Origin of the sequence: Litoreibacter janthinus (assembly GCF_900111945.1) — a bacterium.
Lineage (GTDB): Bacteria > Pseudomonadota > Alphaproteobacteria > Rhodobacterales > Rhodobacteraceae > Litoreibacter > Litoreibacter janthinus.
Genome location: NZ_FOYO01000003.1, coordinates 28,721 through 51,318 on the forward strand (window position 1 = coordinate 28,721; position 22,598 = coordinate 51,318).

The window sequence follows — 22,598 nt, forward strand, 5'->3', positions numbered from 1 at the left end:
TTTTATCCCCGCTGTAGGTAATTGTTTTTTCATGCCACAGCCTTTGCCGGTGCACGGTCTGTTGAGAATTGAGCCGCCTGAACATAGCGGCGACGTTCGTTTTCTTTTGGTTTCTCCGGGTTGATCCACCCTGTCCAGCCAAGCGCTGTTTGCTGGCCAAGCACCGCTGCGGGCACCTCGTCGGCGGGCAGGGACAAGGACACATCAACCTCAATGGTCACACCCAGATACCACATGACAATGTCAGTGAGCCGGGTGAACCCGTCGCCGCCGGGCAGATAGCTGCGATACTGATCCAGGCTTTCGGTGCGCACGTGAATGCAGATTTTCTCGTTCACCGCAGGCACGCGGCTTCCCAAATGCACGTTCTGCCCCAAATGGCTGCCGCCAAGACCGACGCGAGTCAGGTCTTGCGGCTCGAAGCTCATCCAGCTTGGCACATGCTCTTCAATCTCGACATGGACCTTCAACAGAAGCTCCAGCATCTGGCGCAGGCGAACGGCGGATTTGATCCGACCCGAGAATAGCGCGATCAGCGGCAGCTTGGCGACATCTGGAATATGGTCGCGGTTCTGGAAGGCGGGGGTACCAAGGCCTGCGAGCGACCCGACATAGGCTTGGAACCGGTCGCCCTTGGGGTGGTCGAACTGCGCGATCGGCCGCGCGTCTGCCCATGCCCGATAGAACAGCTGCAAGAAGCGGTTTGCAAACAAATCGGTAAACCGGGCAAAGCTGGGGTCGCGCGCGTTTAGCCAGCCATGAACTTCGGCCGTGGTGTTGAGTGGCAACGCGCCTTGGGGGCCGTAGAAGCCCAGAAATCTCGTGTTAAGCCGTCCTGCACGCCCACCGGGTTTTTCCTCGAACGCGGTGATGTTAGAGGCAGGGAAATCCATAAACGGGTCCTGGCCGAGGGAAACGACTTCTTCCTTGATGGTCGCGTTTTGCCCGATGCGGGGCTTGTCGGGGTAGGTCCGCTCCATCTCCCGCAGAGTTGCCAAGAACCCGAAGCGCCAAGGGGTCGCTTTCAACATCGCGCGATGGGATAATCCCTGAAGATCCTTTGCCTTCGGCGCAGGCGGCCCCATCATCTGGGGCTTTTTCTTCTTGGGGATTTTCGTCATAGCAGCGGGCCGGAACCGGAGCGCGGTGGCCAGACTTTCACCTCGCCACGTTGCTGCGAAACAATGACCGTCTGGGTAAAGCTGTTGATGGCGGAATAGTCGGCAAAGAAGCGATCCAAAATAGCGCCAAGGAACATGATGCCAGACCCTTCGTAGCCGCGCTCGTCAAAGGTCACCCGCACTTCGATGCCGCGTGCGGCGTGGAAGCCTCCGTCGCGTTTGACAGAGCGCACCACAGGCCGCGTTTCGATCCCCTTAATCGCTTGAAGCTGCTTTTCTGTCACCTTGTTGGTCAGGTCGGCAAACAATGACAGCATTTCCCGCAGACCTGCAGCATGATCTCGGCTGCCTCGATCAGACAGGCCGAACTGGTTCAACGACAAATGGCTAACCAGCCGCCAATACACGTCGCCTGACCGTGTCCGGTGCGGCGCGTCGCTTTCAAGCTCCGCGACAGCTTCGCGCGGCGCAGTCGGCCCTGCGATACAGCTAAGATTAACCGTCAGGTCGTCATTCAGATTAAAGTCTGTGCCCTTTTGGTTCAGTGGCAAATATTCCGGCAAATGCCTGTTGGAGCATAGAGCTTTCACTTGGAGGCGTCGCACGCGCTTGTCGTCGTCCAGGCCCTCCGGCTCGTAGATCGAGATGAACGTCTCGGTGCCTTTGTAATTGTGCTGGACGCCAAACCGCCGCTCATTCGGGGTCAAACGACGCTCCTTGCGGCGGTAGGTATAGTAGAGAGCTTCGCGCGGATTTATCTGTTCCGCCGGAACACCATAAAGCGGATGAACCGGCACCTTGGTTTGAACACCGGCGTAATAAGCAAAAACGTCGGTGATCCGATGAACCTCGTAATGCGAAGACGGGCTGCTGTCGGGTGTCACGATATATTCGTGGCGCAGCGGGTCCACTTTCACTTGCGAGGAGTTCTCCTCAAACAGATTAACCGCGGGCACGGCGAACAGGGCAAAATGCTGCGGGCCAACGCGGGACGGCAGGGATGGCTTGACGGTGTTCAGCTCGATGATCAGATCGAACTCGCTGGCAGCAATGCGTTTCAGCGCTTTGTTGATGCCTGCCAGTCGGAAGCCGATGAACTTTTGGGGGAACAGGAATGCCTCGCGCAGCGTCGTGTAGCCACGGAACACGCGGATGTCTTCGGGGAACAGCGCCTCGTCGTCGTCGAAGCCGATCTGCTCTATTATGTTCGGCTCTAACCGGATGAAGGCTGGATCACCGTTGCTGTCGAGATACCGTAGCGTGATCCGGTTCACGTGGCAGAAGAGCTGTTCGTATAGGGAAAGGGTTTCGCCAAGATCGCCCATTAGATGGATCGGTAAACGGTCCAGCTCCAGATCAGACATGGGGCCTTCCGGCTTGTCAGGATTGTCCATCGACGGGCGCATAAAGCTGAGCTTCAGCCCGCCCGCCGTGCCGGGTGCCACATCAAACCCAAGCGCCTGCAACGGGGCAGGGCCGTCTAGATAAGCAGCGTTGGTGATCTTCAGCGGCCACAGCTCCAGCGGTGCCGACAGGCGGAACCGTGCGGAAATACGCTTTTCGCGGTCTACATAACGCGCGTCCATGTAAGAGCCCGCAGGAAAGGACATGCCCTCCAGAAGCTCCTGATTGTCATAGGGGGGCTGCGCTTGCACCAACATCGCAGATGGCGTTGGGGCTAGCATGTCGGGCAAAAGTTGCTCTAGCAATTCGTTGGTAAAGCTGCGGAATTCCTGCTGCATCTTCAACTGAACACGCGCTGCCATAAACGCGGTGCCTTCCAACAGTCCTGCGACCGCCGGGTCCATGTTGTCTTGCACCAGCCCGCCCAATCGCTCGGCAATGCCGGGATAGTCCGCTGCGAATTCTTGGCTGCGTTCGTAGAGCAATGCCAACTCGCGCTCATAGGCGTCTAGAAAGGCCTTTTTCATCGGTTGACCTTCAGGTTGGCGAGGTTGACCTTGCCCCCGCCCACATCAATTTCGGCGACGAACTCCAAAGGAACGTCCACCGGATTGGCGGCGAGGTCGGCGGAAATATCGAATGCCAGCTTCTGGCTCAGATCCTTGTCCTGCTGGCGCATGACGACTTCGATAGAGTCAGGGATCAGGCGAGGCTCGTGGTCAATCAGCGCTTGGCGCAAACGGCGCTCCAGATGGCCACGGTTTTCGGAGTTCGAAGACATGTTGGCCATGTCGTCCATGCCGAAGTTCAACACAGATTTCGCCACGTGCTTGTGCTTGCTGACGTCCAGCGCAGCGTCAAGCCGGATCGTGTGCATCAGGTTGGCAAGATCCTCGTTGAGATGGGCTTTCAAAGAGCCTTGATCGGCCCCGTGCCGCCGCTGGATTGTCCGTTGGTTTATCTCGCGCTCACCCTCTTTGTAGCTGGCCCCGTCCGACGTCGCGTCTTTCTTGCGCGCCGCCTCACGGAAGACGTGCATCAAGGAAATCTGGTTCTGTTGACCAAGTTTGCGATTGGATTTGGGCGGTGAGGTCTTCATCAGGCGGGTCACACTCTGGCGATGTTCGGGTCAGACCATCGCCCGGAGGGAAACGCGGCGGGATGCGAGGCAGCATGTCTCGGGCTGCGGTCCGGAAGGGGGGATGGGGGCGCCGAGAACCGGCGCACCCCGTTGTCTTGAGAGAATAAAACGCGTCCGCGGCTTAAGCCGGTTTGACGGTGCCGTTCCACTCTTTGTTTTCTGCAATGTCCCAACCAGCGTTGGTTGTACCAGCGTCTGCACCTTTGTCGTCCTGCATCGTGTATTCGATGTTGAAGCGACGGAAGTTCAGGGTCAGGGACTCTTCAATACGGTCCAGACCGTCTTTGGAACCACCGGTGGTGTAGGACGATACGATGATCATTTCCATGTGCAGCTTGAAGTACTCAACAGGCGCATCGCCACCGGACTTACGAACGGTCAGCAGGCCAGCGTCGATGTGCTTACCAGAGGTACATTTCTTGATCAGGTCGTTGGAGGACTGGTCAACATATTTGATGATGTTGATGTCCTGAACGTCGACTTTACCGCCGCCGCCGCCGCCGCCCATGTGGGTGGTGCCGGATTGGGACATGCCCAGACCCCAGTTCAAGACATCGATCTCTTGCTTGTGTGCGGAGTCCTGGGACTCGCCTTTGATGTTCGACAGTTTCAGAAAAATATCGACAGCCATGTGTCTTCTCCTTGGTTACAATAAATCGGTAAGAAATTTCGCTAATGAAATTGTTTATTTCCCACCGGGTAGTTTGGATACGAGGCTCATCCCGATATCCATTCCTTCCATTTGGAAGTGCGGTTTGAGGAAGAATTTGCCCATGTAGTAGCCGGGGTTTTCTTCGTCCTCGATGACTTTAACCGTTGCCCCGGCCAGCGGCTTGAGGGCCTTTTCAGCCTCGCTCGCCTCGTCGGGGTTCAGGTGAACATATTTCATGATCCAGCTTTGCAGCTCACGCTCGATCTGGTCGCGGGAGCGGGACATGCCGATCTGGTCGCGAACCATGCATTTCAGGTAGTGGCTGAAACGCGAGACCGCAAAGATGTAGGGTAGGCGGGCCGACATGTTGTCGGACGCGGTTGCCTCTTCGTCTTTGTAGACCTTCGGTTTGTAGATCGATTGCGCACCAATGAAGGCCGCTTTGTCTGTGTTCTTGCGGTGAACCAGCCCGATCAGACCTGCTTTTGTCAGCTCGCCTTCGCGACGGTCGCTGATTGCAATCTCGGTTGGGCATTTCAGATCGGTGGACCCGTCGCCGGTGTCGAATGTGTGCGATGGCAGGTTGATCACTTCACCACCGGATTGAACACCACGGATTTGAACAGTCCAGCCATGCTCTTTATGCGCACGGTTGATGTTTGCGGCCATTGCGTGGGCGGCGTTCATCCAAGCGTATTTGGTGCCTTCATGCCCATCGGTCTCTTCCTCGAAGTTGAACTCGTCAACAGGAAGGGAATTCTGGCCATAGGGCTCACGCGACAGGACGCGCGGCATGGTCAGACCGATATATCGGGAGTTCTCAGAGTCACGCAGGGAGTTCCAAGCGGCGTAATCCGGCGTGTCAAACACTGTGGACAGATCGCGCGGGTTGTTCAGCTCGTTCCAGCTGTCCATGCCCATCAGCGTCGGAGCAACGGAAGACAGGAACGGCGCCATCGAGGCGGCGGCGATCTTGCCCATGTCGCGCAGCAAACGCACATCGGACGCGGATTGGTCGAAGTAGAAATCGCCGATCAGGCAGCCATAGGGCTGGCCCCCAAGCTGGCCGAATTCGTGTTCGTAGATTTGCTTGAAGATCGGGGACTGGTCCCATTTCGCGCCAGGGAAGGAGCGCAGTTCGCGTTCTAGTTCGGCCTTGGACACGTTCATCACGTTGATCTTCAGCGACGCGTCAGTCTCGGAGTTGTTGACCGTGTAGGCCAGCCCACGCCAAGACGCTTCAAGCTTCTGGAATTCTTCGTGGTGGATAATGGCGTTGACTTGCGCGCTTAACTTTTCGTCGATCGCAGCGATCATCTGGTCAATGGTGTCAATCACGTCGTCGGAAACAAGATCCTGATCTTGCATCGCAGTCGCCACCAATGTGGTCACCGCGTTTTCAACTTCTTTGGCGGCCACGTCGGAACGCGGCTTGAAGTTCTTCTTCAGTACATCGGAAAACTCGTCGAGCTCACTAAGAGCACCACCAGCTTGGGCGCCATCCTGTTGGGCTTCTGTCGCCATTATCGTTCCCCTTAATTATTATTCGTCCGCGCGCATCTTTGGCGTGCAGCGTACTGGTATTTTACTCTTCGGCGTCGCCGCCATCTTTTGGCGCACGTTCAGCCAAGGCAGCCATTAGTTCCGGATCTTCCAGCAGTGCTTTGATCTGGTCCTGAGCCGCGGACTTACCGTTCATGTAGCGTTGCAGGTTCGCCAGTTGCGTACGGGCTTCCAGCAGCTTGGCAAGTGCAGGCACCTGGCGGGCAATCTCGCCGGGGCTCATGTCTTCCATTTTCTTGAAGTTGAGGTTCACACTCAACTTGCTCTCCGAGTCAGGTTCGAGGGTATTATCAACCTGCATGGCCAACCCCGGAGCGATCGCGCCCATGAAGTCGTCAAGGCTGTCCTGATCCACCCGAGTGAACTCACGCTCGGCCACTGGGGCCTTCTCAACTTCGGATGCGTTACCGCTGAGGTCGGACATTACGCCCATCACAAAGGGCAGTTCCACCATCTTGTCGGATTCGTAGGGATCGGCGTAAGAAATGTTCACCCGAGGTGGGCGGTTGCGTTTAATAAAACCAGTCGCTGAATCTGAGGCCATATTCCCTCTCCCTAAATCTACGCAATAAGAAAGCCTTAATCACCTTTTGCTGTCAACGCATTTAGGTGATTTTTCACTCTATCTTCACAATCAATTCTCAAAACACCTGCTGATCATACCCACAGGTCAACTTTAATTGCCGTCACCCTCCGGCGCAGGCATCAATTCTTTCACAATAGCATGAAAATCCTTATCCAGAAAGCCACGTGCTTTCAGAAGCAGGATCGGAATCGGGCTGACCGGTTCGCTGCGACGGTAAAAATCTTCGACGGCCTTGATCACGGTCGCCGCATCCGGGCGCGTCCCGATGGACGCGGGTATCTGCCCTTCGGCCTCACTTTGATCCGGTCCTGCGGCCGCGCGAACTTCATTGGACAGCGATCGTAACCGATCCATCGAAATCACAAACCCGGTTTCAGAACCGAAGTCGATTTTGGCTTGGCTGGAATGATCTGGCAGCAGCGTGTCGAGGGCTTCTACCAATGGTTTGCCGATCAGCAGGCGCGCTTGGGTGACCAAAAGCAAAGCTGCGGCAGACGGCTCTTTGGTTGCGAAATACTGCTCGACCACTTCCAACGCCGCCCGCGCGGCGGTGTGCGTTGGAATGACGACCGGCCCCGACAAGGTCGACGCCTGCGCTGGTGCAGCTGAACCCACCGCGCCGACATCAGACCCGGCTTCGTCGCCACCCATGGTATCTGCATCGGCACCGCTATCATCGCCTTCAGCGCTTGAGCCGCCAAGATCGGGACGCGCTTGTTCTATCAGTTCAAGAAGTTCGCCCAGACGCACATCCAGCTTTTCGATATCAGGCGTGAAGGGGCTGTCTTCTTGCGCCTTGGTCACAGCAGTGATCCGGCCAACGGCGGCTTTGGCGGCGACAAGTTTTTCGTGGGTCTTGTCGACGTCTTTCTGGTTCGCCTCGTTGCTCAGCGCGCCGAGCAAGCTGCCGGCATCGCCGACGCTTTCGTCTTCGCGCGGTTCAACCTGACCCGTCGCAAGCAGATACATCCGTTGGTTCACCGCGCCGGAACGGCGGTCTTCTACAAGCGTCGCGTATTGCAGCGGCATGGTGACGGTCGCCAGCGTATTCAGTTCTTCCAGGGCGTTTCGGCGCTCGTTGTTGTCGCCGTTCACTTGGGGATGAACGTCGGCAGGGTGGGCTTCGAGCAAGTCAGCAATCCCGACGAACGCATCACAGAACCCGTGCAACCGGCCCGCCAGAATCTGGAACCGAGCCTGAATACCCAGAAGGCGTAAATCGCGGGTGCGCTTGAGCAACGCCTCGATCTGCTTCTCTTCGTTCTTGAAATCGATCGACTTCGGGTCGAACAGCTCTTCGCGCACCAGATCGTAATACTTGGTCGGCATCCGCTCCGGCGCTTCGAAGAAGTAGTCCAGAAAATCTGGATCGTCTTCAGCCAGAAGGTCCGAGCCGCAAGGCGCGTCGGGCGAAATAGGATCGGTGATTTTATCGTAGTTCATGCGAAGTCCCGAAATGCAAACGGCCACCCGTCCCATCAACAGGGCGGGTGGCCGTTTGTGTCAAGTCGTTGCTAGCCCAAATCCGGCTTAGCGCAGATCGATGCGCAGCTCGACGCGGCGATTCTCTGGATCAAATTCGTCAGCGACGCGGGGTTGCGTTTTGCCAAGACCGATGGCCGACAGACGTTCGTCCGAAATGCCCTGATCGGTCAGGAACTTGGAAACCGATGCAGCGCGCGCGTCGGACAGATCCAAGTTGTATCCTTCGGAGCCACGAGCGTCGGTGTGACCCTCAACTACAAAGCGCGCGATTTCCAGACGTTCGTCCTGCATCATCAACGCAAACACTTTCAGGCTTTCTTGCGCCTCTTGCGTCAGTTCTGCGGAATCCAACTCGAAGTTGATTCGCATATCCAGACCTTGCGGTGCAACGGGGGTCGCAGACGTGTCGCATTCCTGCGCCGTGCCAATACAGATGCCGCGAGTGGCGCCCATATCAATTGAGTTCACAAAGAAATCGACAAGCTCTTCGGTGGTGTATTCGGTATCGGCGGAAGCCGGTGCGGACAACGCAGCCAACACAGCAGCGGTTGTAAGAAGACGTTTCATAATAACACCCTTCGGTAAAATACTAAGGAGAGCATACGGAACAGCTGCCCCAGGGTCAATGAGACTGGGAAGAACGCAGTGTTTCCAATGTACGATTTCACGTTCGTGAACGACCTGTGACGCTCCGGGGCAAGGTTCCGATCAACGCACACCCCAACGCGCTGTTAAGCGCTTTGACCAACTCGTCCACGGTTTCGGCCGCGAAATAATCGCCCCCCGTCTGCGTGGCAAGACATTCCGCCACCGTGCCATCGGCAAACCCGTTTTGTTCAGGGCTGTCCCAGCTAAAGAAGTCACCGCGCACCTTGAAGCCGATCACGTGTACGGTCAGGTTGACCCCTTCAGTCGCGAGCTGCTCGCCCAAGCGGCAAGGGGTGCCGCCGCAGGTCTCTTTCCCATCTGTCACCAAAACCACTACGCCGGGCTGGCGTCGATACTCCAACGCCTCTGCCGCTTGCCGCACTGATTCCGAAAGCGGGGTCATGCCGTCGGGTTGAAGGCTGTCCACAGCATCAACAATCGGCTTCGCTGCATTTAAGCGCGGGCCAAAACGCAGGTCGATGTTGGCGCAGCTATCGCCATCACCGGGTCCGTAGATCAGCAAGCCCACGCGCCGGAACGGCGTGATCTGCGGAATCGCGCGCTGCATCGCGCGACGCGCCTCGAAGATGCGCGGCTCGTCCAATGTATTGAAACCCATCTCCGACATGGAGCCCGAACCGTCGAACACGATCATCGCGTCCTCAGTGCAATCCAGCCCACCAAAGGCCGCGAATGGTGTCAGAGTGAGCAGGGTGGCCAAGGCCGCGGCGGGTATCTGCTTCGACCCGCCCAAACCCTATTGACCGCCGCTGGCCTTGATCGAAGCGTCATAAGCTTCGGCGAAGTAGGCAAGGAACACATCCAGCATCCCGTTCTCGTAGGGGTGGGTTTTGGCGTCCCACCGTTCTACGAACACTTCCCAGTTGCGGCTCTTCTTGCCGCCGCCAACGACCGCAAGTTTGCTTGCACCACCGCCCGCACGTTTCTCGATCGCCTCGGGCGACAGGTCTTCGAGTAACCGCGCCAAGGCAGGCTGGATCGCCGAATAGACAGCCGTCTGGTGACGTTTGATATCGCCGAACGCCTCGACCAGTGTCGAAGTGCCGTTCAGGTAGCCGGGGCGCGGGTTGATATACATGACATCCATCGCCTGTATGGCGTCGGGCATGAACTTCAGCGGGTTGTTGTCGGTCTGCCCCATCATCGTGCGCGAGCCACTTTTGACGAATTGCTTCGTGGCGGCGCGGGCACCCAACAGGGCTTTGAGCTCTTCCGTGGTCACGCGAAGGGATTGGCCCAACTCTCGTGCCAAAGCCAACGCATCGGTCGCAGGAAGATTGTTCAGCGGCAAGCCCGCCCCTTGGCAAAAGGCACGCAACACGGCGTCACCGCTTGGCCCGGCCGCCGCTGGTGGCGCCGCCGGTGCAGGCGCGGCAGGTGGTGCGGCCGCAGGAACAGGGGGCGCAGCAGGGGGTGGCGCAGCCGCAGCAAACCCTTCGGGCGCCGGTGCAACAGGCGCAGCGGGGGAGGCCACTGGCGGCGCAGGAGGCGTTGCCGCTGCAAAAGGCGACGCGTCCGCTGCAGGCGCACCGGGGGCGGGGGCTGGTGCGGCGGGGGGCGGAGTCGGTGTTGGCGGTGGCGTCGGGTTTACAATAAAGTTGTCGCCAAAATCGCCGCGCCACGGGTTTTCTTCAACCGGAGTCACGTTGACAGGCTCGGCAGGACCTGAGCCCACAGACCATGGGTCGCCACCCGATGCGGCAGGCGCTTGTGCGGCAGGTGCCTCGGCACCCCATCCCGCAGCCGCGCCTTCCAGAACCACCACTATTATATAGTGGCCCACCTGAAGCCGATCCATGTGGGCCAGCTGGTAAGGGCTTTCGACGCGGTGCGAATGCCCCTGAAGATAGGTGCCGTTGGTCGACGTGTCATTCAGCCAATAGACGCCGTTCTGAAAGGTAATTTCGAAATGCTGGCTGGAGATATGGCGGGCAGGGTCCGGCAAGGTCCAGTCCATCGCGCCGTCACGGCCGACAAGAATACCGCGACCCTCGACGCTAATCTCTAGCGGACCTCCGTCATCCAGAAAGTCATAGTTCTCTATTTTCAGGGTTAGCTTCATCTGGGGCAACGGCCTTGAGCAGGGTAACAGGTGTCATACGATGCTGCACGCCGCACTTAACGGGGCAACACCAAATAGATAGGGCAGTTTTCAGTCTCCGACCAGTGTTTGCGCAAGGGTAATGAACCGCGCAAGGTTGATCGAGCGTTGTTGAAGGCCGCCGCGCGCCAGACAGGACAATACGCCGGCATTGACCGCGCGCGGGGTGCTCAGGTTGATCGGCTCGTCCCGACGTCCACCGCCAGATGCACCAGTTGCCAATCCCAACCAAACGCCTGGCGTTTTGGACGGCGCCTGCAATGCGATATCGTATATGTCGCGGCGGTTCGCATCGGACGGATCGTGTGCCCAAGCGCTGATCAATTCCAACAGTTGATGGTCAATCGGGGTCAGATGTTCGCGCATCGTGGCGATGCATTCATGGGCCCACCAGACCGAAATCCGTGGCTGAAACGCATAAGCCGCCATCGTCACAGCTTCCTCCGGCGTGGTGGAGGACCGCAGCCGCGCCAACAAGAACGACACGGTCTCCCCCGCGCGAGGTTGAAGCTGAATATCTTCTTTGAGTTCCGGCACCATCGCATACAGGTCAGCCGCAAGCACCGTGCGCAAGTTGGACGATGGCGGAACAGTCCGGTCCCCGTCCAGTAGGCCGTTGCCATTCGCTTCGTGAGGGGTGTCGGTGATCATGCCCGCCTCGCGAACGGGTAGACTGGGTAACTCAAATAATGCATTCGACGTCGCTTCAAAATGAAATTAAATCAGGCGGTATGCCCATTCAAAGCGATAAAGCCCTAGCCCGTCAATCACCGCGTGGCCAAAGGTCAGCTTTCCTTAGGAAATTCGAGCCGCTTTGACTATCCTAATCAGGGCGGCGCGGACTCTGATCCGCAATACTGCGAATTCGGAGAGGATCACAGTCATGACGAAAGCCGAAGGTGGATGCCTCTGCGGGGCACTTAGATACGGTGTGACAGCGGCCCCCAGCAGGGTAACCATCTGCCACTGCAAGTTCTGCCAACGCGCCACTGGCAGCGCGTATCTGGTGGAACCGGTCTTCAGTGGCGATGAGTTCTCAATGCTGAAAGGTACGCCGAAAACGTATACCCACATCTCCGAAGGAAGCGGAAAATCGGTTCATGTCCATTTTTGCGACGCCTGCGGAACCACGCTGTACTTATCGTTTGAGCGCTTTGCGGGTGCTGTCGGCGTGTATGCAGGGACTTTCGACGATCCCAACTGGTTTGACCTGACGCCTGAAAACTCCAAGCACATTTTCCTTGGGGTCGCCCAAAGGGGGTCCGTCATTCCTGCAGGAGTAAATACCTTCGTCGAGCACGCGACCCTTACAGACGGCACACCGGTCGAGCCAACGGTTTTCGAAACGCCTCAGGTTATCGACAAGCGCTAGCGAAGGTCTCGTCGCGGCCACAAGCGGACCGCGTCAGGCCACAAGATCATGCATATGCCCGACGATGACAGCCTCTTCGTCTGTGGGCAGCACCCAGACTTGCACCTTGCTGTCGGCGGCGTGGATGATCGTGTCGCTCGCGGCATTGGCGTCAAAGGATAGCGCCAGCCCCAGCCACTCAAGATGAGCACAAATCCCTGCGCGGACCCGGTCAGAGTTTTCGCCAATCCCTGCGGTGAATACCAACGCGTCCAGCCCGCCAATGCAGGGCAACATTCGCGCCAGCTCCTGCGCGGCGCGCAAACAGAACAGCTCGATTGCTTCCGCTGCTTCCGGCGCAGTGCTGTCCTGAAGCACTTGCATCGCATTGGACACGCCGGAAACGCCCAGAAGACCCGACTCTTTATACAGTAAGGTCTCGATCTGCCCGATCGTCATTCCCAAGCCCTGCTGCAAATACAACAGCACACCCGGATCAAGGCTGCCGCAGCGCCGCCCCATAACCAACCCGTCTAGGGCCGAGAACCCCATGGTCGTGGCCACACTACGCCGCCCTTCCATCGCACACATGCTGGCCCCGTTGCCCAAATGGGCCACAACAACACGCCCGTCCGCAGCTTGGCCCAAATGGCGTGGCAGGATGCGGGCGATATATTCGTAGGACAATCCGTGGAAGCCGTAACGGATCACGCCCTGATCCGTCAGGCTGCGGGGGAGACCAAACATGCTGTTAAGCTTGGGCTGGCTCGCGTGAAAGCCCGTGTCAAAGCAGGCGACTTGCGGCAGCTCCGCCTTCCAGCCCCGCACCGCGCGGATCGCGGCAAGGTTGTGGGGTTGGTGCGACGGGGCCAGCGGTTCCAGTACTGTCAGTTGATCCAGAATGTCATCCGTGACCAGCACAGGCTTGGAGAAATCGCGTCCGCCATGCACAACACGGTGTCCGACCGCTTTGATGTCGCCGAATTCAGGATGCGCCGTCAGCCAGCCCAACACACGCTGCACCACCTCGTCATGCGGGGTGTCCGGCGTCAGTTCGCCAAGCGCATCAGGTTGCGCTCCGGTCGCGCTGAATTCTGGCGCCCGACCGATGCCTGCAACTTTGCCTTTCAGAACCGGTTTGTCGCCTTTTGCCGTGTAGGCTGCGAATTTCAGGCTCGAAGACCCCGCGTTCATTACCAGTTGGACATCGGTCATTGTCGAAGTTTCCTTGCGTTGCGCATTTCAGCGTTTGCCCAAGGGGTAACCGGACAGTTTGAAAGCAGCAACCGCCGCAATTATTAACATAATCCTAATTACAAGGCGCTCTTGTCGCAGGGTCATCCGAACCGTGTTGCAACTGCAGCAAAACCACGCAACAAATGGCACCAACAGCCGTTCCGGCGGCGCGTTTCAAAGGATCCTTCGATGAAAAAGATTTACCCCACCGCGGCAGAGGCGCTTGACGGCCTTTTGCATGACGGCATGTTCATTGCCGCTGGCGGCTTCGGCCTGTGCGGCATCCCGGAGCTGCTGCTGCAAGCAATCAAAGAGGCCGGCACCAAAGATCTGACCTTCGCCTCCAACAACGCGGGCGTGGATGATTTCGGCATCGGCATCCTGCTGCAGACCCGTCAGGTCAAGAAAATGATCTCCTCCTATGTGGGCGAAAATGCCGAGTTCATGCGCCAGTATCTGTCGGGTGAACTGGAGCTGGAATTTAATCCCCAAGGCACCTTGGCCGAGCGTATGCGCGCCGGTGGCTGCGGCATCCCCGGCTTCTACACCAAAACCGGCGTCGGCACCGTGATCGCCGACGGCAAAGAGCACAAAGATTTCGACGGCGAAACCTACATCATGGAGCGCGGTATCGTCGCTGATCTTGCGATCGTGAAGGCGTGGAAAGCAGACGCCACGGGCAACCTCGTGTTCCGCAAGACCGCCCGCAACTTCAACCCGCCTGCTGCCATGTGCGGCAAAACCTGCGTCGTCGAGGTCGAAGAGATCGTGCCGACAGGCTCGCTCGACCCCGACAGCATCCACCTGCCCGGCATCTACGTGCATCGCATCATCCAAGGCGACCACGAGAAGCGAATTGAGCAACGTACTGTGAGGAGCGCATAACATGTGGGATCGCAATCAAATGGCGGCACGGGCCGCGCAAGAGCTGCAAGACGGCTGGTATGTCAACCTCGGCATCGGCATCCCGACGTTGGTGTCCAACTACATTCCCGACGGCATCGAGGTCACCTTGCAGTCGGAAAACGGCATGCTTGGGATGGGCCCCTTCCCGATCGACGGTGAAGAAGACGCCGACCTGATCAACGCAGGCAAGCAGACCATCACCGAACTGCCCCAAACCGCGTATTTCGACAGCTCTCAAAGCTTCGGTATGATCCGCGGCGGCAAAATCGCTATGGCCATTCTTGGGGCCATGGAAGTGGCCGAAAACGGTGACCTTGCAAACTGGATGATCCCCGGCAAGCTGGTCAAAGGCATGGGCGGCGCGATGGATCTGGTCGCTGGCGTGGGCCGTGTGGTGGTGGTCATGGATCACACCTCCAAGCACGGCGACAGCAAGCTGCTGAAGGAATGCACGCTGCCGCTGACCGGTCAGAAGGTCGTGGATCGCATCATCACCAACCTAGGTGTGCTGGATGTGGTCGAGGGCGGGCTGAAAATCGTCGAATGCGCCGACGGCGTGACCGAGGACGAATTGCGCGCAGCAACAGAAGCAACAATCGTCTCATAGAAAACTCTGCCCTGCGTTCCAAATAATTGCCAAAATCTGTAGGTAAGATTTTAGAACGCAGGGCAACCGAAGTATTTTTTGCGAATGTGGCGTGTTTTTTCAATTGGTCTCAGGATTTTCGTAGCCTTGGTTATGATTGGTCTCATCAGCCAGCAGCTGGTTTACGAGGCCCCCGCTACATCCCAAGGTCCAAAATTTGTCACCCCTGGCGAAAAGCCGGGACAAAAGGCGCCTGACGACCTCAACCTGTTCGAACTGGCGTTGCAGGCCGCGCGCGACCTGCTCGGTCCCGCCACGGAGCCAGCGCCACGCTCCAGCCTCCAGCGGCTCGACCAACGCAACCGCTTCGCGAACTAACCGCCTTGGCAACGCAACACAGCTGTGAAACGCTGCGCCTATGACCGATCTCACCCCCCAAGCTATGCCCGAAGGCGACCTGACCCTGCAAACCGTGGCCTTTCCCAAGGACACCAATTCAGGCGGCGATATTTTCGGCGGCTGGGTCATCTCTCAGATGGACATCGCGGCGGGCACGACGGCGCAGCAACGCGCCAAGGGCCGCGTCGCGACCGTTGCGATCGAGGCGATGCGATTCCACGCCCCGATTTATGTGGGGGATTTGGTGTCAGTCTATACCAAGATTGTCAAAACCGGCCGCACCTCACTGACCATGCATGTCGAAACATGGGTGCGCCGCCAGCGCACATCGGAGCTGTTGATGGTCACAGAAGGCGATTTCACCTTCGTCGCCATTCAGGATTCCGGCGTCAAACGCCCCCTGCCGCCCCTCTGATCTCTTCGGCTGTTTCTGAAAATAGCCAAGGATCGTCCCTGATTTCACCACAATGCCCGATCAGAATGCGGGTATTGATCACGAGTTACGGGTGTGCCCGATGAAAATTTTGCGTCTTATTCAGATCACGGGGCTAATTCTGTGTCTCGTTCCAATGTTCGTTCTGGGGCATCAGTACTACTCCCACATGACCGCCCCGCAGGGCCAAACCGCGCGCTTCGTATCCGTTGACGGAAAGGTGCGCAATCCGGCTCAAGGCGCGCCGACTTTCATCGAAAGCGCCAAGATCATGATCAACGGGATGCTGGGCAAAGAGGAAGAGCCAAAATCAGATCTGTCCGCGCTGCACACCCGCACCCGTCTGTCTCAAATTTCCTATGACGAGCGCTCCATGCGCGAGATGTCATTCTGGATGGACTTCACGTCGAAACTTGGGTTCTCCGGCCCGTGAAACGCCTCGCACGTATCCTGCGCATCATCCCGTTAGCGTTTTTCTGCGCCATGTTCGCCAGTGCCGCCTTGCGGGTGCAGGCCGAACGGTCGGAGGACGCTGGCAAGCCGTCTCTGCCCACCCGCATCGGGGAAAGCCGGGTTGAGGAAAGCTTCATGCAGGCTACGTTCACCGAAATGGGTGAGATGTGGATGGAAGTCGCGTCATTGATGCTGCCGGGTCTTGCGCCCGCGGACTATTCCCAAAAGGACTACAATTCGAACAGTCTGGACGCCTTGAAAAACCGCACGCGATTTCGGGCAACGGATCCGACGCTAAGCGGCAGGCCGGCACTGAACTTCTAAAGCAGCGCGCCCACCTCGGCTCGTGTCGGCATCGATGACGCCGCACCGGGGCGCGTCACGGAAATGCCCGCTACCACACATCCGAACTGTGCGGCCTCTCGCGCAGATTTTCCCTCAGCCAATGCCGCTGCGAAGCCGCCATTGAACGCGTCCCCTGCCCCCGTGGTTTCCACGACCTTGCCTGCATTGATTGCAGGGATCATGCCGTGCCCGTCCAGATAGACCCCTTGCGCCCCCATGGTGATGATCGGAACGCCAACACCCATGTCCTTCAGTGCGGCACAGGCGGTCTTTGCGCTTTCGGCATCAGTTACCGCCACGCCTGCGATCGCTTCGGTCTCCGTTTCGTTCGGGGTGATGTAGTCACAAAGGGCCAACATCTCGCGCGACAGCTCCGCCGCGGGCGCAGGGTTGAGCAAAGTCGTGACGCCCGCGGCCCGGGCGACGCGCAGGCCTTCCATCGCGGCGTCCATCGGTTGTTCAAGCTGGGTCATGAAGACCGCAGCGCTTTCAATGTCGGCGCGCGCGCGCTCGATATCTTGGGGCCCAACCAATCCTGCCGCGCCGGGCGAGACAATGATTGCATTGTCGCCCGAAGCCTCATCCACATAGATAAACGCCGCACCCGTATAGCTGTCAGCAATTTCGCGGATCACTGGCGTGACACCGGCCTTGGTCCACATGTCCCGCGCCATCTGCGCGAACGCATCCGCGCCAAGCGCCGAGATAAATGCGACCTCCGCCCCCATTTTTGCAGCCGCCACCGCCTGATTAGAGCCTTTCCCACCCGGACCAAGCGCGAAGGAATTGCCCAAAATAGTCTCGCCCATCACGGGCATCCGATCGGCCCGAAACGCCGCATCTGCTACGAAAATTCCCAAGACGGCTACCTTGCCCATGTCGACCTCCCGCCAGTTCCGGCTTTACACTTGCGGCAGGGGGTATACCTTGCGCGCAAAGCAAAACATGAACCGGGAGACTGCCAAATGTCCATCAAAACCACCCTCTCCGCACTGGCCATCGCCGCCATTGCCGGACCCGCCTTTGCCAATTGTGACGAGATCGTCTTCTCCGACGTAGGCTGGACCGACATCACCGCCACAACCGCCGCCACGACCGTGCTGATGGGCGCGCTTGGCTATGACACCGACATCAAACTGCTGTCCGTTCCAGTGACCTACACCTCCATGGCAGAAGGCGACATCGATGTGTTTTTGGGCAACTGGATGCCCACAATGGAAGGCGACATCGCACCTTATCGCGAGGCAGGCACCGTTGAGACCCTGCGCGAAAACCTCGAAGGCGCAAAGTACACCCTCGCGGTGAACTCCGTCGCAAAGGAAATGGGCATTGCCAGTTTCGCAGACATCGCAGGCAAGGCCGAAGCGCTGGAAGGCAAAATCTACGGCATCGAGCCCGGCAATGACGGCAACCGCCTGATCCAGTCGATGATCGACGCCGATGCATTCGGTCTCAAAGAGTTCGAGGTCGTTGAATCCTCCGAACAAGGCATGCTGGCCCAAGTCGAACGCGCCACCAAAAAGGGCGAGCCTGTGATCTTCCTCGGCTGGGAACCCCATCCGATGAACGCCAATTTCGACATGGGCTACCTAACAGGTGGTGACGACTTTTTCGGCCCCGATCTGGGCGGCGCGACAGTCTACACGAATACTCGTAAGGGTCTGGCCGAAGAATGCCCGAATGTCGGCGCTCTGCTCGGCAATCTGAAATTCACGCTGGCCATGGAAAACGAAATCATGGGCGCAATCCTGAATGACGGCACCGACCCGGACGATGCCGCAACCGCGTGGATGAAGGCGAACCCAGACACCGTCATGGGCTGGCTCGACGGCGTGACCACCAAAGACGGTGGCGACGCTGCCGCTGCGGCCAAGGCAGCACTGGGTCTCTAAGCCCTGCTAGACGACATATTTAGGCCCGGCGCTTGGCGTTCGGGCCTTTTTTATCAAAGACAGGCGCACAAGAATGGAACCGGATTTCTGGCACAAGCGATGGGAGTCCGGACAGATCGGGTTCCACCAATCCAAGCCGAACGCGTTTCTTGTGGATCATATCCAGACCCTGAATCTGCCCAAAGGCGCGCGCATTTTCCTTCCATTATGCGGCAAGACCCATGACATCGCGTGGCTGCTAGCCGAAGGCTATCAAGTCGTCGGCGCGGAACTCAGCGCCATCGCCATTGACCAGTTGTTCGACGCACTGGGCGTGACTCCTGATACGACCAAACTTGGCCCGCTCACTCGCCAAAGCGCCGACAGCATTGATATTTTCGTAGGCGACATATTCGAGCTGGACCAAAGCACGCTTGGCCCCGTCGATGCCATCTATGATCGCGCCGCCCTCGTGGCCCTGCCTGCCGACATGCGCATCGGATACGCCAACCATTTGGCGGCGATCACAAACGCCGCGACGCAGTTGCTGGTGACCTTTGAGTATGACCAATCCTTCATTAGCGGCCCGCCTTTCGCGATCTGGGAAGATGAGCTCCGCCGCCTCTATGATGCGCATTTCGCTCTAGAGTGCCTCGCGAGGGGCGAGGTCAGCGGCGGCATGAAAGGCCACCCCGCGACCGAAGCAATCTGGCATCTCACCGCCTAAGCAAATGTCTTCCCGCCGCGATGGAACCGTCTAAGGTGGTTGGATGATCCAGAACCTTGCCCTCTACCCTTGGTTGAAGCTGTGCCAGAACCTCGCGTTCTGGCAGGCCACGTGGTTTCTCTATTTCCAGCAAGAGCTTTCCGCCGCGCAAGCGATCCTGCTCTATGTCGTCTACGACGTCGCAACCACTGTGATGGAGGTGCCGTCGGGCTACATGTCCGACCGCTTGGGCCGCCGCCTGACGCTGATCTGCGCCGCGATCGCATCACTGGGCGGGGCATTGTTGCTAACCACGGGTAGCAGTTTCGCAATCTTCGCGGGTGGGCAAATTCTGCTCGGCACCGCGTCCGCATTTGCCTCCGGCACCGACACCTCCTTGCTCTATGAAAGCCTGAGCGCCGAAGGCCGCGCCGATGAGGTCGAAACGCACGAATTGCGCGCGTGGCGGTTTGGCTTCACCGCACTTGCCTTGTCAGCCGTCACAGGCGGCGCGATGGCGTTGTATTCAGGCGCCCTGCCCTTCGCCGCGGGTGCCTTGGCAGCGTTGGTCCTGCTTTTCGTCACGCTGCAAATGAAAGAACCGCCACACAAAGGCCTCTCCGCCGACCGGCTTGACGATTTGCGAGCGCTGCGCGGCAACTTCACTCACCCGACGCTCCTTTGGATTTTTGCCCTTAGCCTGCTGATGTATGTGTTCAGCCACATCCCCTTCGTCTTTGGTCAGCCCTTCATTGCGGAGGCGATGTCAAACTCGGGCTTGCGGTCCGAAGCCCCGCTCGTCTCTGGCATGGTGTCGGCCACGATGATGGTGGTGTCTGTTCTGGTCTCGCTGATCGCGCTACGCATCCGCAAACGCATCGGGCTGGCTGCAATCCTGCTCGTGGCATTTTCCATGCAGATCGTGTTGGTCAGCGCGCTGGCGCTATCAGGCAGTGCCCTTGTGATCGCGCTATTGTTCTTTCGCATGGTCCCCAATTCGCTGTCGCAGCCGTTCATCCAGGCGCGCGTCCAGCCCTTGCTCGATGACGGCACCCGCGCCACCTATCTTTCTCTGAAAAGCCTGACCGGGCGGTTGGTCTTCGCTGCAACGCTGCTGCTGGCCTCGGGGTCTGCCAGCACCAACGCCAATTTGTCCTTTGGGCAGATCCACACTATCGCAGGTTGGTATGCATTGGCGGGCGTCATCGCGGTGGTTGCCCTTGCTCTGACCGCCAAAGGCGCAAAACTGGAATAAACTGGCTTTCGGTTATCGCCAATTGACGCCATGATCGCCGCAACAAACCGGAAAGACCTTATGGACTGGCTCACAGACACGAAAATTCCCGTCGGCAAAACCGCCAAAGCCGTTTTCGAATGGTTGAAAGACGTGGGCGAACCGTTTTTTGACGGTCTATCCGTTGTCATGGAGACGCTGATCGACGCCATCCTCTGGGTGCTTCAAACACCGCATCCGCTGGTCACCATCGCCGCCTTCGTGCTGCTGACATGGCTGCTGCAACGGTCGTGGAAAACCTGTGTTTTCGTCGCCCTCGGGTTCTTGTTCATCCTCAATCAGGACTATTGGGAAGAAACCACAGAAAGCCTGACGCTTGTCCTGTCGGCCTGCGTTGTCTGCATGGCCATTGGTGTCCCCATCGGCATCGCCGCCGCGCATCGGCCGCGCCTGTTTGCCGCCATGCGCCCCGTGTTGGACCTCATGCAAACGCTACCAACATTCGTCTACCTGATCCCCGCGATCGTGTTCTTCGGCATAGGCATGGTGCCGGGCCTGATCGCCACGGTGATCTTTGTCCTCCCCGCCCCCATCCGGCTCACCCATCTGGGTGTGTCCTCCACCCCGAAACCATTGCTGGAAGCCGCTCAAGCCTTCGGCGCAACCCCAACCCAGACCCTGTGGAAGGTGGAATTGCCCTATGCCCTGCCCCAGATCATGGCGGGCCTGAACCAGACCATTATGCTGTCGCTGTCGATGGTCGTGATCGCGGCCCTCGTGGGGGCAGACGGCCTTGGCGTGCCAGTGGTGCGCGCGCTCAACCAGGTGAACCCCGCGCTCGGGTTTGAGGCCGGTTTTGTCATCGTTGTCGTGGCTATCATGCTCGACCGAATCCTGCGGGTGGACGGCAAATGAGCCAGAGCCATGATGCGGCCTGCCATTGCGGTGCGGTGCAATTTCGCGTGGCGCTCAGCGACGGGTTATCCACCGCGCGTCGCTGCGATTGTTCCTTTTGCACCATGCGCGGGGCGGTTGCAGTGACTGCGCCCTTGGACGGGATCACATTCGCCTCTGGCGAAGATCAACTAACCCTGTATCAATTCAACACGGGCGTGGCCAAACACTGGTTTTGTTCCACCTGTGGCATTTACACCCACCATCAGCGCCGCTCTAACCCGAACGAGCTTGGTGTCAATCTGGCCTGCCTCAAAGGCCATTCCCCCTTCGATCTGGCCGAAGTCATCGTGAATGACGGGCAGATGCACCCGTCTGACGGCGGTGACGCGAACGGGATCGCCGGAATTTTGCGCTACACCAAATCCAAGGACGCCCCATGACCGCAGCTGTCGAGTTCAAGAACGTATCCATCGTTTTTGGGGACAAACCTCAAACCGCCCTACCCCTTATGGACGAAGGCAAAAGCCGCGCCGAGGTGCAGGAGGAGACCCATCAGGTGCTGGGCGTGCATGATTGCTCCCTCACTGTGGCAGAGGGCGAAATACTCGTTCTCATGGGTCTGTCCGGCTCCGGCAAATCGACCCTGTTGCGCGCAGTAAACGGGCTGAACCCCGTGGTGCGTGGCCATGTAGAGGTCAACGAACACGGAAGCATGATCGACATCACCAACGCCGACCCCAAGACGCTGCGCCGGATGCGGCTGGGCACTATCGCTATGGTGTTCCAGCAATTTGGCCTGCTGCCTTGGCGCTCTGTGCGCGAGAATGTCGGGCTGGGGTTGGAGCTTGGCGGTATGCCACTGTCAGAACGCAATGCAAAGGTCGAAGAACAACTCGCCCTTGTCGGCCTCGACGGTCAGGCTGACCGCAAGGTGGGTGACCTGTCCGGTGGGATGCAGCAGCGTGTGGGCCTCGCCCGCGCCTTCGTCACCGACGCCCCGATCCTGCTGATGGACGAGCCGTTCTCCGCCCTCGACCCGCTCATCCGCACCCGCCTTCAGGACGAGCTGCTAGAGCTGCAACAAAAGCTCAAACGCACCATCATCTTCGTGTCCCACGACCTCGACGAGGCGTTCAAAATCGGCAACCGCATCGCCATTATGGAAGGCGGCCGCATTGTGCAATGTGGCACCCCGCAAGACATCTTCACCAACCCCGCAACCGGTTATGTGGCGGAGTTCGTGGCGCATATGAACCCGCTTGGGGTGCTGTGCGCCCGCGACATGGTGGAGCCTGTCGAAGGCACCCCGAAGGCCACCATCGACGCCGATACAGACGTGACCGCAATCATGGACCAGATGGCCGACACGCCCGTCCTTGGCGTCACCCGCGATGGGAAGCTGATCGGCCAAGTCACCCGTGACACGGTGCTCGCCAAGCTGGTCAACCCGCGCGGCTAG

Annotated in this window: 26 protein-coding genes; 13 read left to right on the top strand and 13 right to left on the bottom strand. The window is 58.7% G+C overall.

Annotation, left to right across the window (positions count from 1 at the left end):
- Positions 1–29: 29 nt before the first annotated feature.
- The 11 genes from tssG to BM352_RS18495 all read right to left on the bottom strand — a co-directional run bounded on the left by tssG (position 30) and on the right by BM352_RS18495 (position 11,373).
- Positions 30–1,121 carry a type VI secretion system baseplate subunit TssG gene (tssG, locus tag BM352_RS18445; RefSeq protein ID WP_090220645.1) on the bottom strand — a complete coding sequence of 364 codons (1,092 nt, stop codon included), beginning with the start codon at positions 1,119–1,121 and terminating at the stop codon, positions 30–32.
- On the bottom strand, positions 1,118–3,052 hold the full coding sequence (tssF, locus tag BM352_RS18450; protein WP_090220648.1) for a type VI secretion system baseplate subunit TssF: 1,935 nt from the start codon (positions 3,050–3,052) through the stop codon (positions 1,118–1,120). The genes tssG and tssF overlap by 4 nt, the downstream gene beginning before the upstream one ends.
- A complete protein-coding gene (gene tssE, locus BM352_RS18455) occupies positions 3,049–3,624 on the bottom strand; it encodes a type VI secretion system baseplate subunit TssE (protein ID WP_090220650.1) in 576 nt (191 codons plus the stop codon). Before tssE ends, tssF begins: the two co-directional genes overlap by 4 nt.
- A gap of 163 nt (positions 3,625–3,787) precedes the next feature.
- The gene (locus tag BM352_RS18460) at positions 3,788–4,297 is read right to left on the bottom strand and encodes an Hcp family type VI secretion system effector (RefSeq protein ID WP_090220652.1); all 510 of its coding nucleotides are present in this window, start codon (positions 4,295–4,297) and stop codon (positions 3,788–3,790) included.
- Positions 4,298–4,351: 54 nt separating this feature from the next.
- Complete coding sequence (gene tssC / locus BM352_RS18465; RefSeq protein ID WP_090220655.1) at positions 4,352–5,842, bottom strand: type VI secretion system contractile sheath large subunit; 1,491 nt, start codon at positions 5,840–5,842, stop codon at positions 4,352–4,354.
- Positions 5,843–5,903: 61 nt separating this feature from the next.
- Positions 5,904–6,425, bottom strand: coding sequence for a type VI secretion system contractile sheath small subunit (gene tssB, locus BM352_RS18470; protein WP_090220657.1), 522 nt, complete (start codon positions 6,423–6,425; stop codon positions 5,904–5,906).
- A gap of 132 nt (positions 6,426–6,557) precedes the next feature.
- Positions 6,558–7,910 (bottom strand): type VI secretion system protein TssA, encoded by a 1,353-nt coding sequence (locus BM352_RS18475; RefSeq protein WP_175500741.1) that lies wholly within the window; start codon positions 7,908–7,910, stop codon positions 6,558–6,560.
- Positions 7,911–7,997: 87 nt separating this feature from the next.
- Positions 7,998–8,519 carry an OmpA family protein gene (locus BM352_RS18480; RefSeq protein WP_090220662.1) on the bottom strand — a complete coding sequence of 174 codons (522 nt, stop codon included), beginning with the start codon at positions 8,517–8,519 and terminating at the stop codon, positions 7,998–8,000.
- 97 nt (positions 8,520–8,616) lie between these two features.
- Positions 8,617–9,321, bottom strand: a complete 705-nt coding sequence (locus tag BM352_RS18485) for a vWA domain-containing protein (RefSeq protein ID WP_245781051.1) — start codon at positions 9,319–9,321, stop codon at positions 8,617–8,619.
- A 36-nt stretch (positions 9,322–9,357) separates the two neighbouring features.
- Complete coding sequence (gene tagH / locus BM352_RS18490; protein WP_090220664.1) at positions 9,358–10,683, bottom strand: type VI secretion system-associated FHA domain protein TagH; 1,326 nt, start codon at positions 10,681–10,683, stop codon at positions 9,358–9,360.
- Between the two features lie 90 nt (positions 10,684–10,773).
- A complete protein-coding gene (locus BM352_RS18495; RefSeq protein WP_090220666.1) occupies positions 10,774–11,373 on the bottom strand; it encodes a DUF6931 family protein in 600 nt (199 codons plus the stop codon).
- A gap of 232 nt (positions 11,374–11,605) precedes the next feature.
- Here BM352_RS18495 and BM352_RS18500 point away from each other — a divergent pair, with 232 nt between their 5' ends.
- A complete protein-coding gene (locus BM352_RS18500; RefSeq protein ID WP_090220669.1) occupies positions 11,606–12,094 on the top strand; it encodes a GFA family protein in 489 nt (162 codons plus the stop codon).
- A 33-nt stretch (positions 12,095–12,127) separates the two neighbouring features.
- On the opposite strand, the gene BM352_RS18505 is transcribed toward BM352_RS18500, so the two are convergent.
- Complete coding sequence (locus tag BM352_RS18505; RefSeq protein WP_090220672.1) at positions 12,128–13,288, bottom strand: acetate/propionate family kinase; 1,161 nt, start codon at positions 13,286–13,288, stop codon at positions 12,128–12,130.
- 210 nt (positions 13,289–13,498) lie between these two features.
- On the opposite strand from BM352_RS18505, the gene BM352_RS18510 reads away from it, so the two are divergent.
- The 6 genes from BM352_RS18510 (at position 13,499) to BM352_RS18535 (ending at position 16,410) form a co-directional block, all read left to right on the top strand.
- Positions 13,499–14,194 carry a CoA transferase subunit A gene (locus BM352_RS18510; protein ID WP_090220674.1) on the top strand — a complete coding sequence of 232 codons (696 nt, stop codon included), beginning with the start codon at positions 13,499–13,501 and terminating at the stop codon, positions 14,192–14,194.
- 1 nt (position 14,195) lies between these two features.
- The gene (locus BM352_RS18515) at positions 14,196–14,822 is read left to right on the top strand and encodes a 3-oxoacid CoA-transferase subunit B (protein ID WP_090220676.1); all 627 of its coding nucleotides are present in this window, start codon (positions 14,196–14,198) and stop codon (positions 14,820–14,822) included.
- Positions 14,823–14,954: 132 nt separating this feature from the next.
- Positions 14,955–15,179, top strand: coding sequence for a hypothetical protein (locus BM352_RS18520; protein WP_090220678.1), 225 nt, complete (start codon positions 14,955–14,957; stop codon positions 15,177–15,179).
- 40 nt (positions 15,180–15,219) lie between these two features.
- Positions 15,220–15,615, top strand: coding sequence for an acyl-CoA thioesterase (locus BM352_RS18525; RefSeq protein ID WP_090220680.1), 396 nt, complete (start codon positions 15,220–15,222; stop codon positions 15,613–15,615).
- 52 nt (positions 15,616–15,667) lie between these two features.
- The gene (locus BM352_RS18530; RefSeq protein WP_139229877.1) at positions 15,668–16,066 is read left to right on the top strand and encodes a hypothetical protein; all 399 of its coding nucleotides are present in this window, start codon (positions 15,668–15,670) and stop codon (positions 16,064–16,066) included.
- The gene (locus BM352_RS18535) at positions 16,063–16,410 is read left to right on the top strand and encodes a hypothetical protein (protein WP_090220684.1); all 348 of its coding nucleotides are present in this window, start codon (positions 16,063–16,065) and stop codon (positions 16,408–16,410) included. The genes BM352_RS18530 and BM352_RS18535 overlap by 4 nt, the downstream gene beginning before the upstream one ends.
- Here the strand turns inward: BM352_RS18535 and BM352_RS18540 are convergent.
- Positions 16,407–17,309: a ribokinase gene (locus tag BM352_RS18540; RefSeq protein ID WP_090220686.1), complete on the bottom strand. Its 903-nt coding sequence runs from the start codon at positions 17,307–17,309 to the stop codon at positions 16,407–16,409. The two genes, BM352_RS18535 and BM352_RS18540, sit on opposite strands and share 4 nt — an antisense overlap.
- A gap of 87 nt (positions 17,310–17,396) precedes the next feature.
- On the opposite strand from BM352_RS18540, the gene choX reads away from it, so the two are divergent.
- The 6 genes from choX (at position 17,397) to choV (ending at position 22,598) form a co-directional block, all read left to right on the top strand.
- Positions 17,397–18,323 (top strand): choline ABC transporter substrate-binding protein, encoded by a 927-nt coding sequence (choX, locus tag BM352_RS18545; protein ID WP_090220688.1) that lies wholly within the window; start codon positions 17,397–17,399, stop codon positions 18,321–18,323.
- Positions 18,324–18,396: 73 nt separating this feature from the next.
- On the top strand, positions 18,397–19,029 hold the full coding sequence (tmpT, locus tag BM352_RS18550; protein ID WP_090220690.1) for a thiopurine S-methyltransferase: 633 nt from the start codon (positions 18,397–18,399) through the stop codon (positions 19,027–19,029).
- 43 nt (positions 19,030–19,072) lie between these two features.
- Positions 19,073–20,263 (top strand): MFS transporter, encoded by a 1,191-nt coding sequence (locus tag BM352_RS18555; RefSeq protein WP_090220692.1) that lies wholly within the window; start codon positions 19,073–19,075, stop codon positions 20,261–20,263.
- A gap of 60 nt (positions 20,264–20,323) precedes the next feature.
- Entirely contained in the window at positions 20,324–21,157 is an 834-nt protein-coding gene (gene choW / locus BM352_RS18560) for a choline ABC transporter permease subunit (RefSeq protein WP_090220733.1), read from the top strand.
- Positions 21,154–21,579, top strand: a complete 426-nt coding sequence (locus BM352_RS18565; RefSeq protein ID WP_090220694.1) for a GFA family protein — start codon at positions 21,154–21,156, stop codon at positions 21,577–21,579. Before choW ends, BM352_RS18565 begins: the two co-directional genes overlap by 4 nt.
- Positions 21,576–22,598, top strand: a complete 1,023-nt coding sequence (gene choV, locus BM352_RS18570; protein ID WP_090220697.1) for a choline ABC transporter ATP-binding protein — start codon at positions 21,576–21,578, stop codon at positions 22,596–22,598. The genes BM352_RS18565 and choV overlap by 4 nt, the downstream gene beginning before the upstream one ends.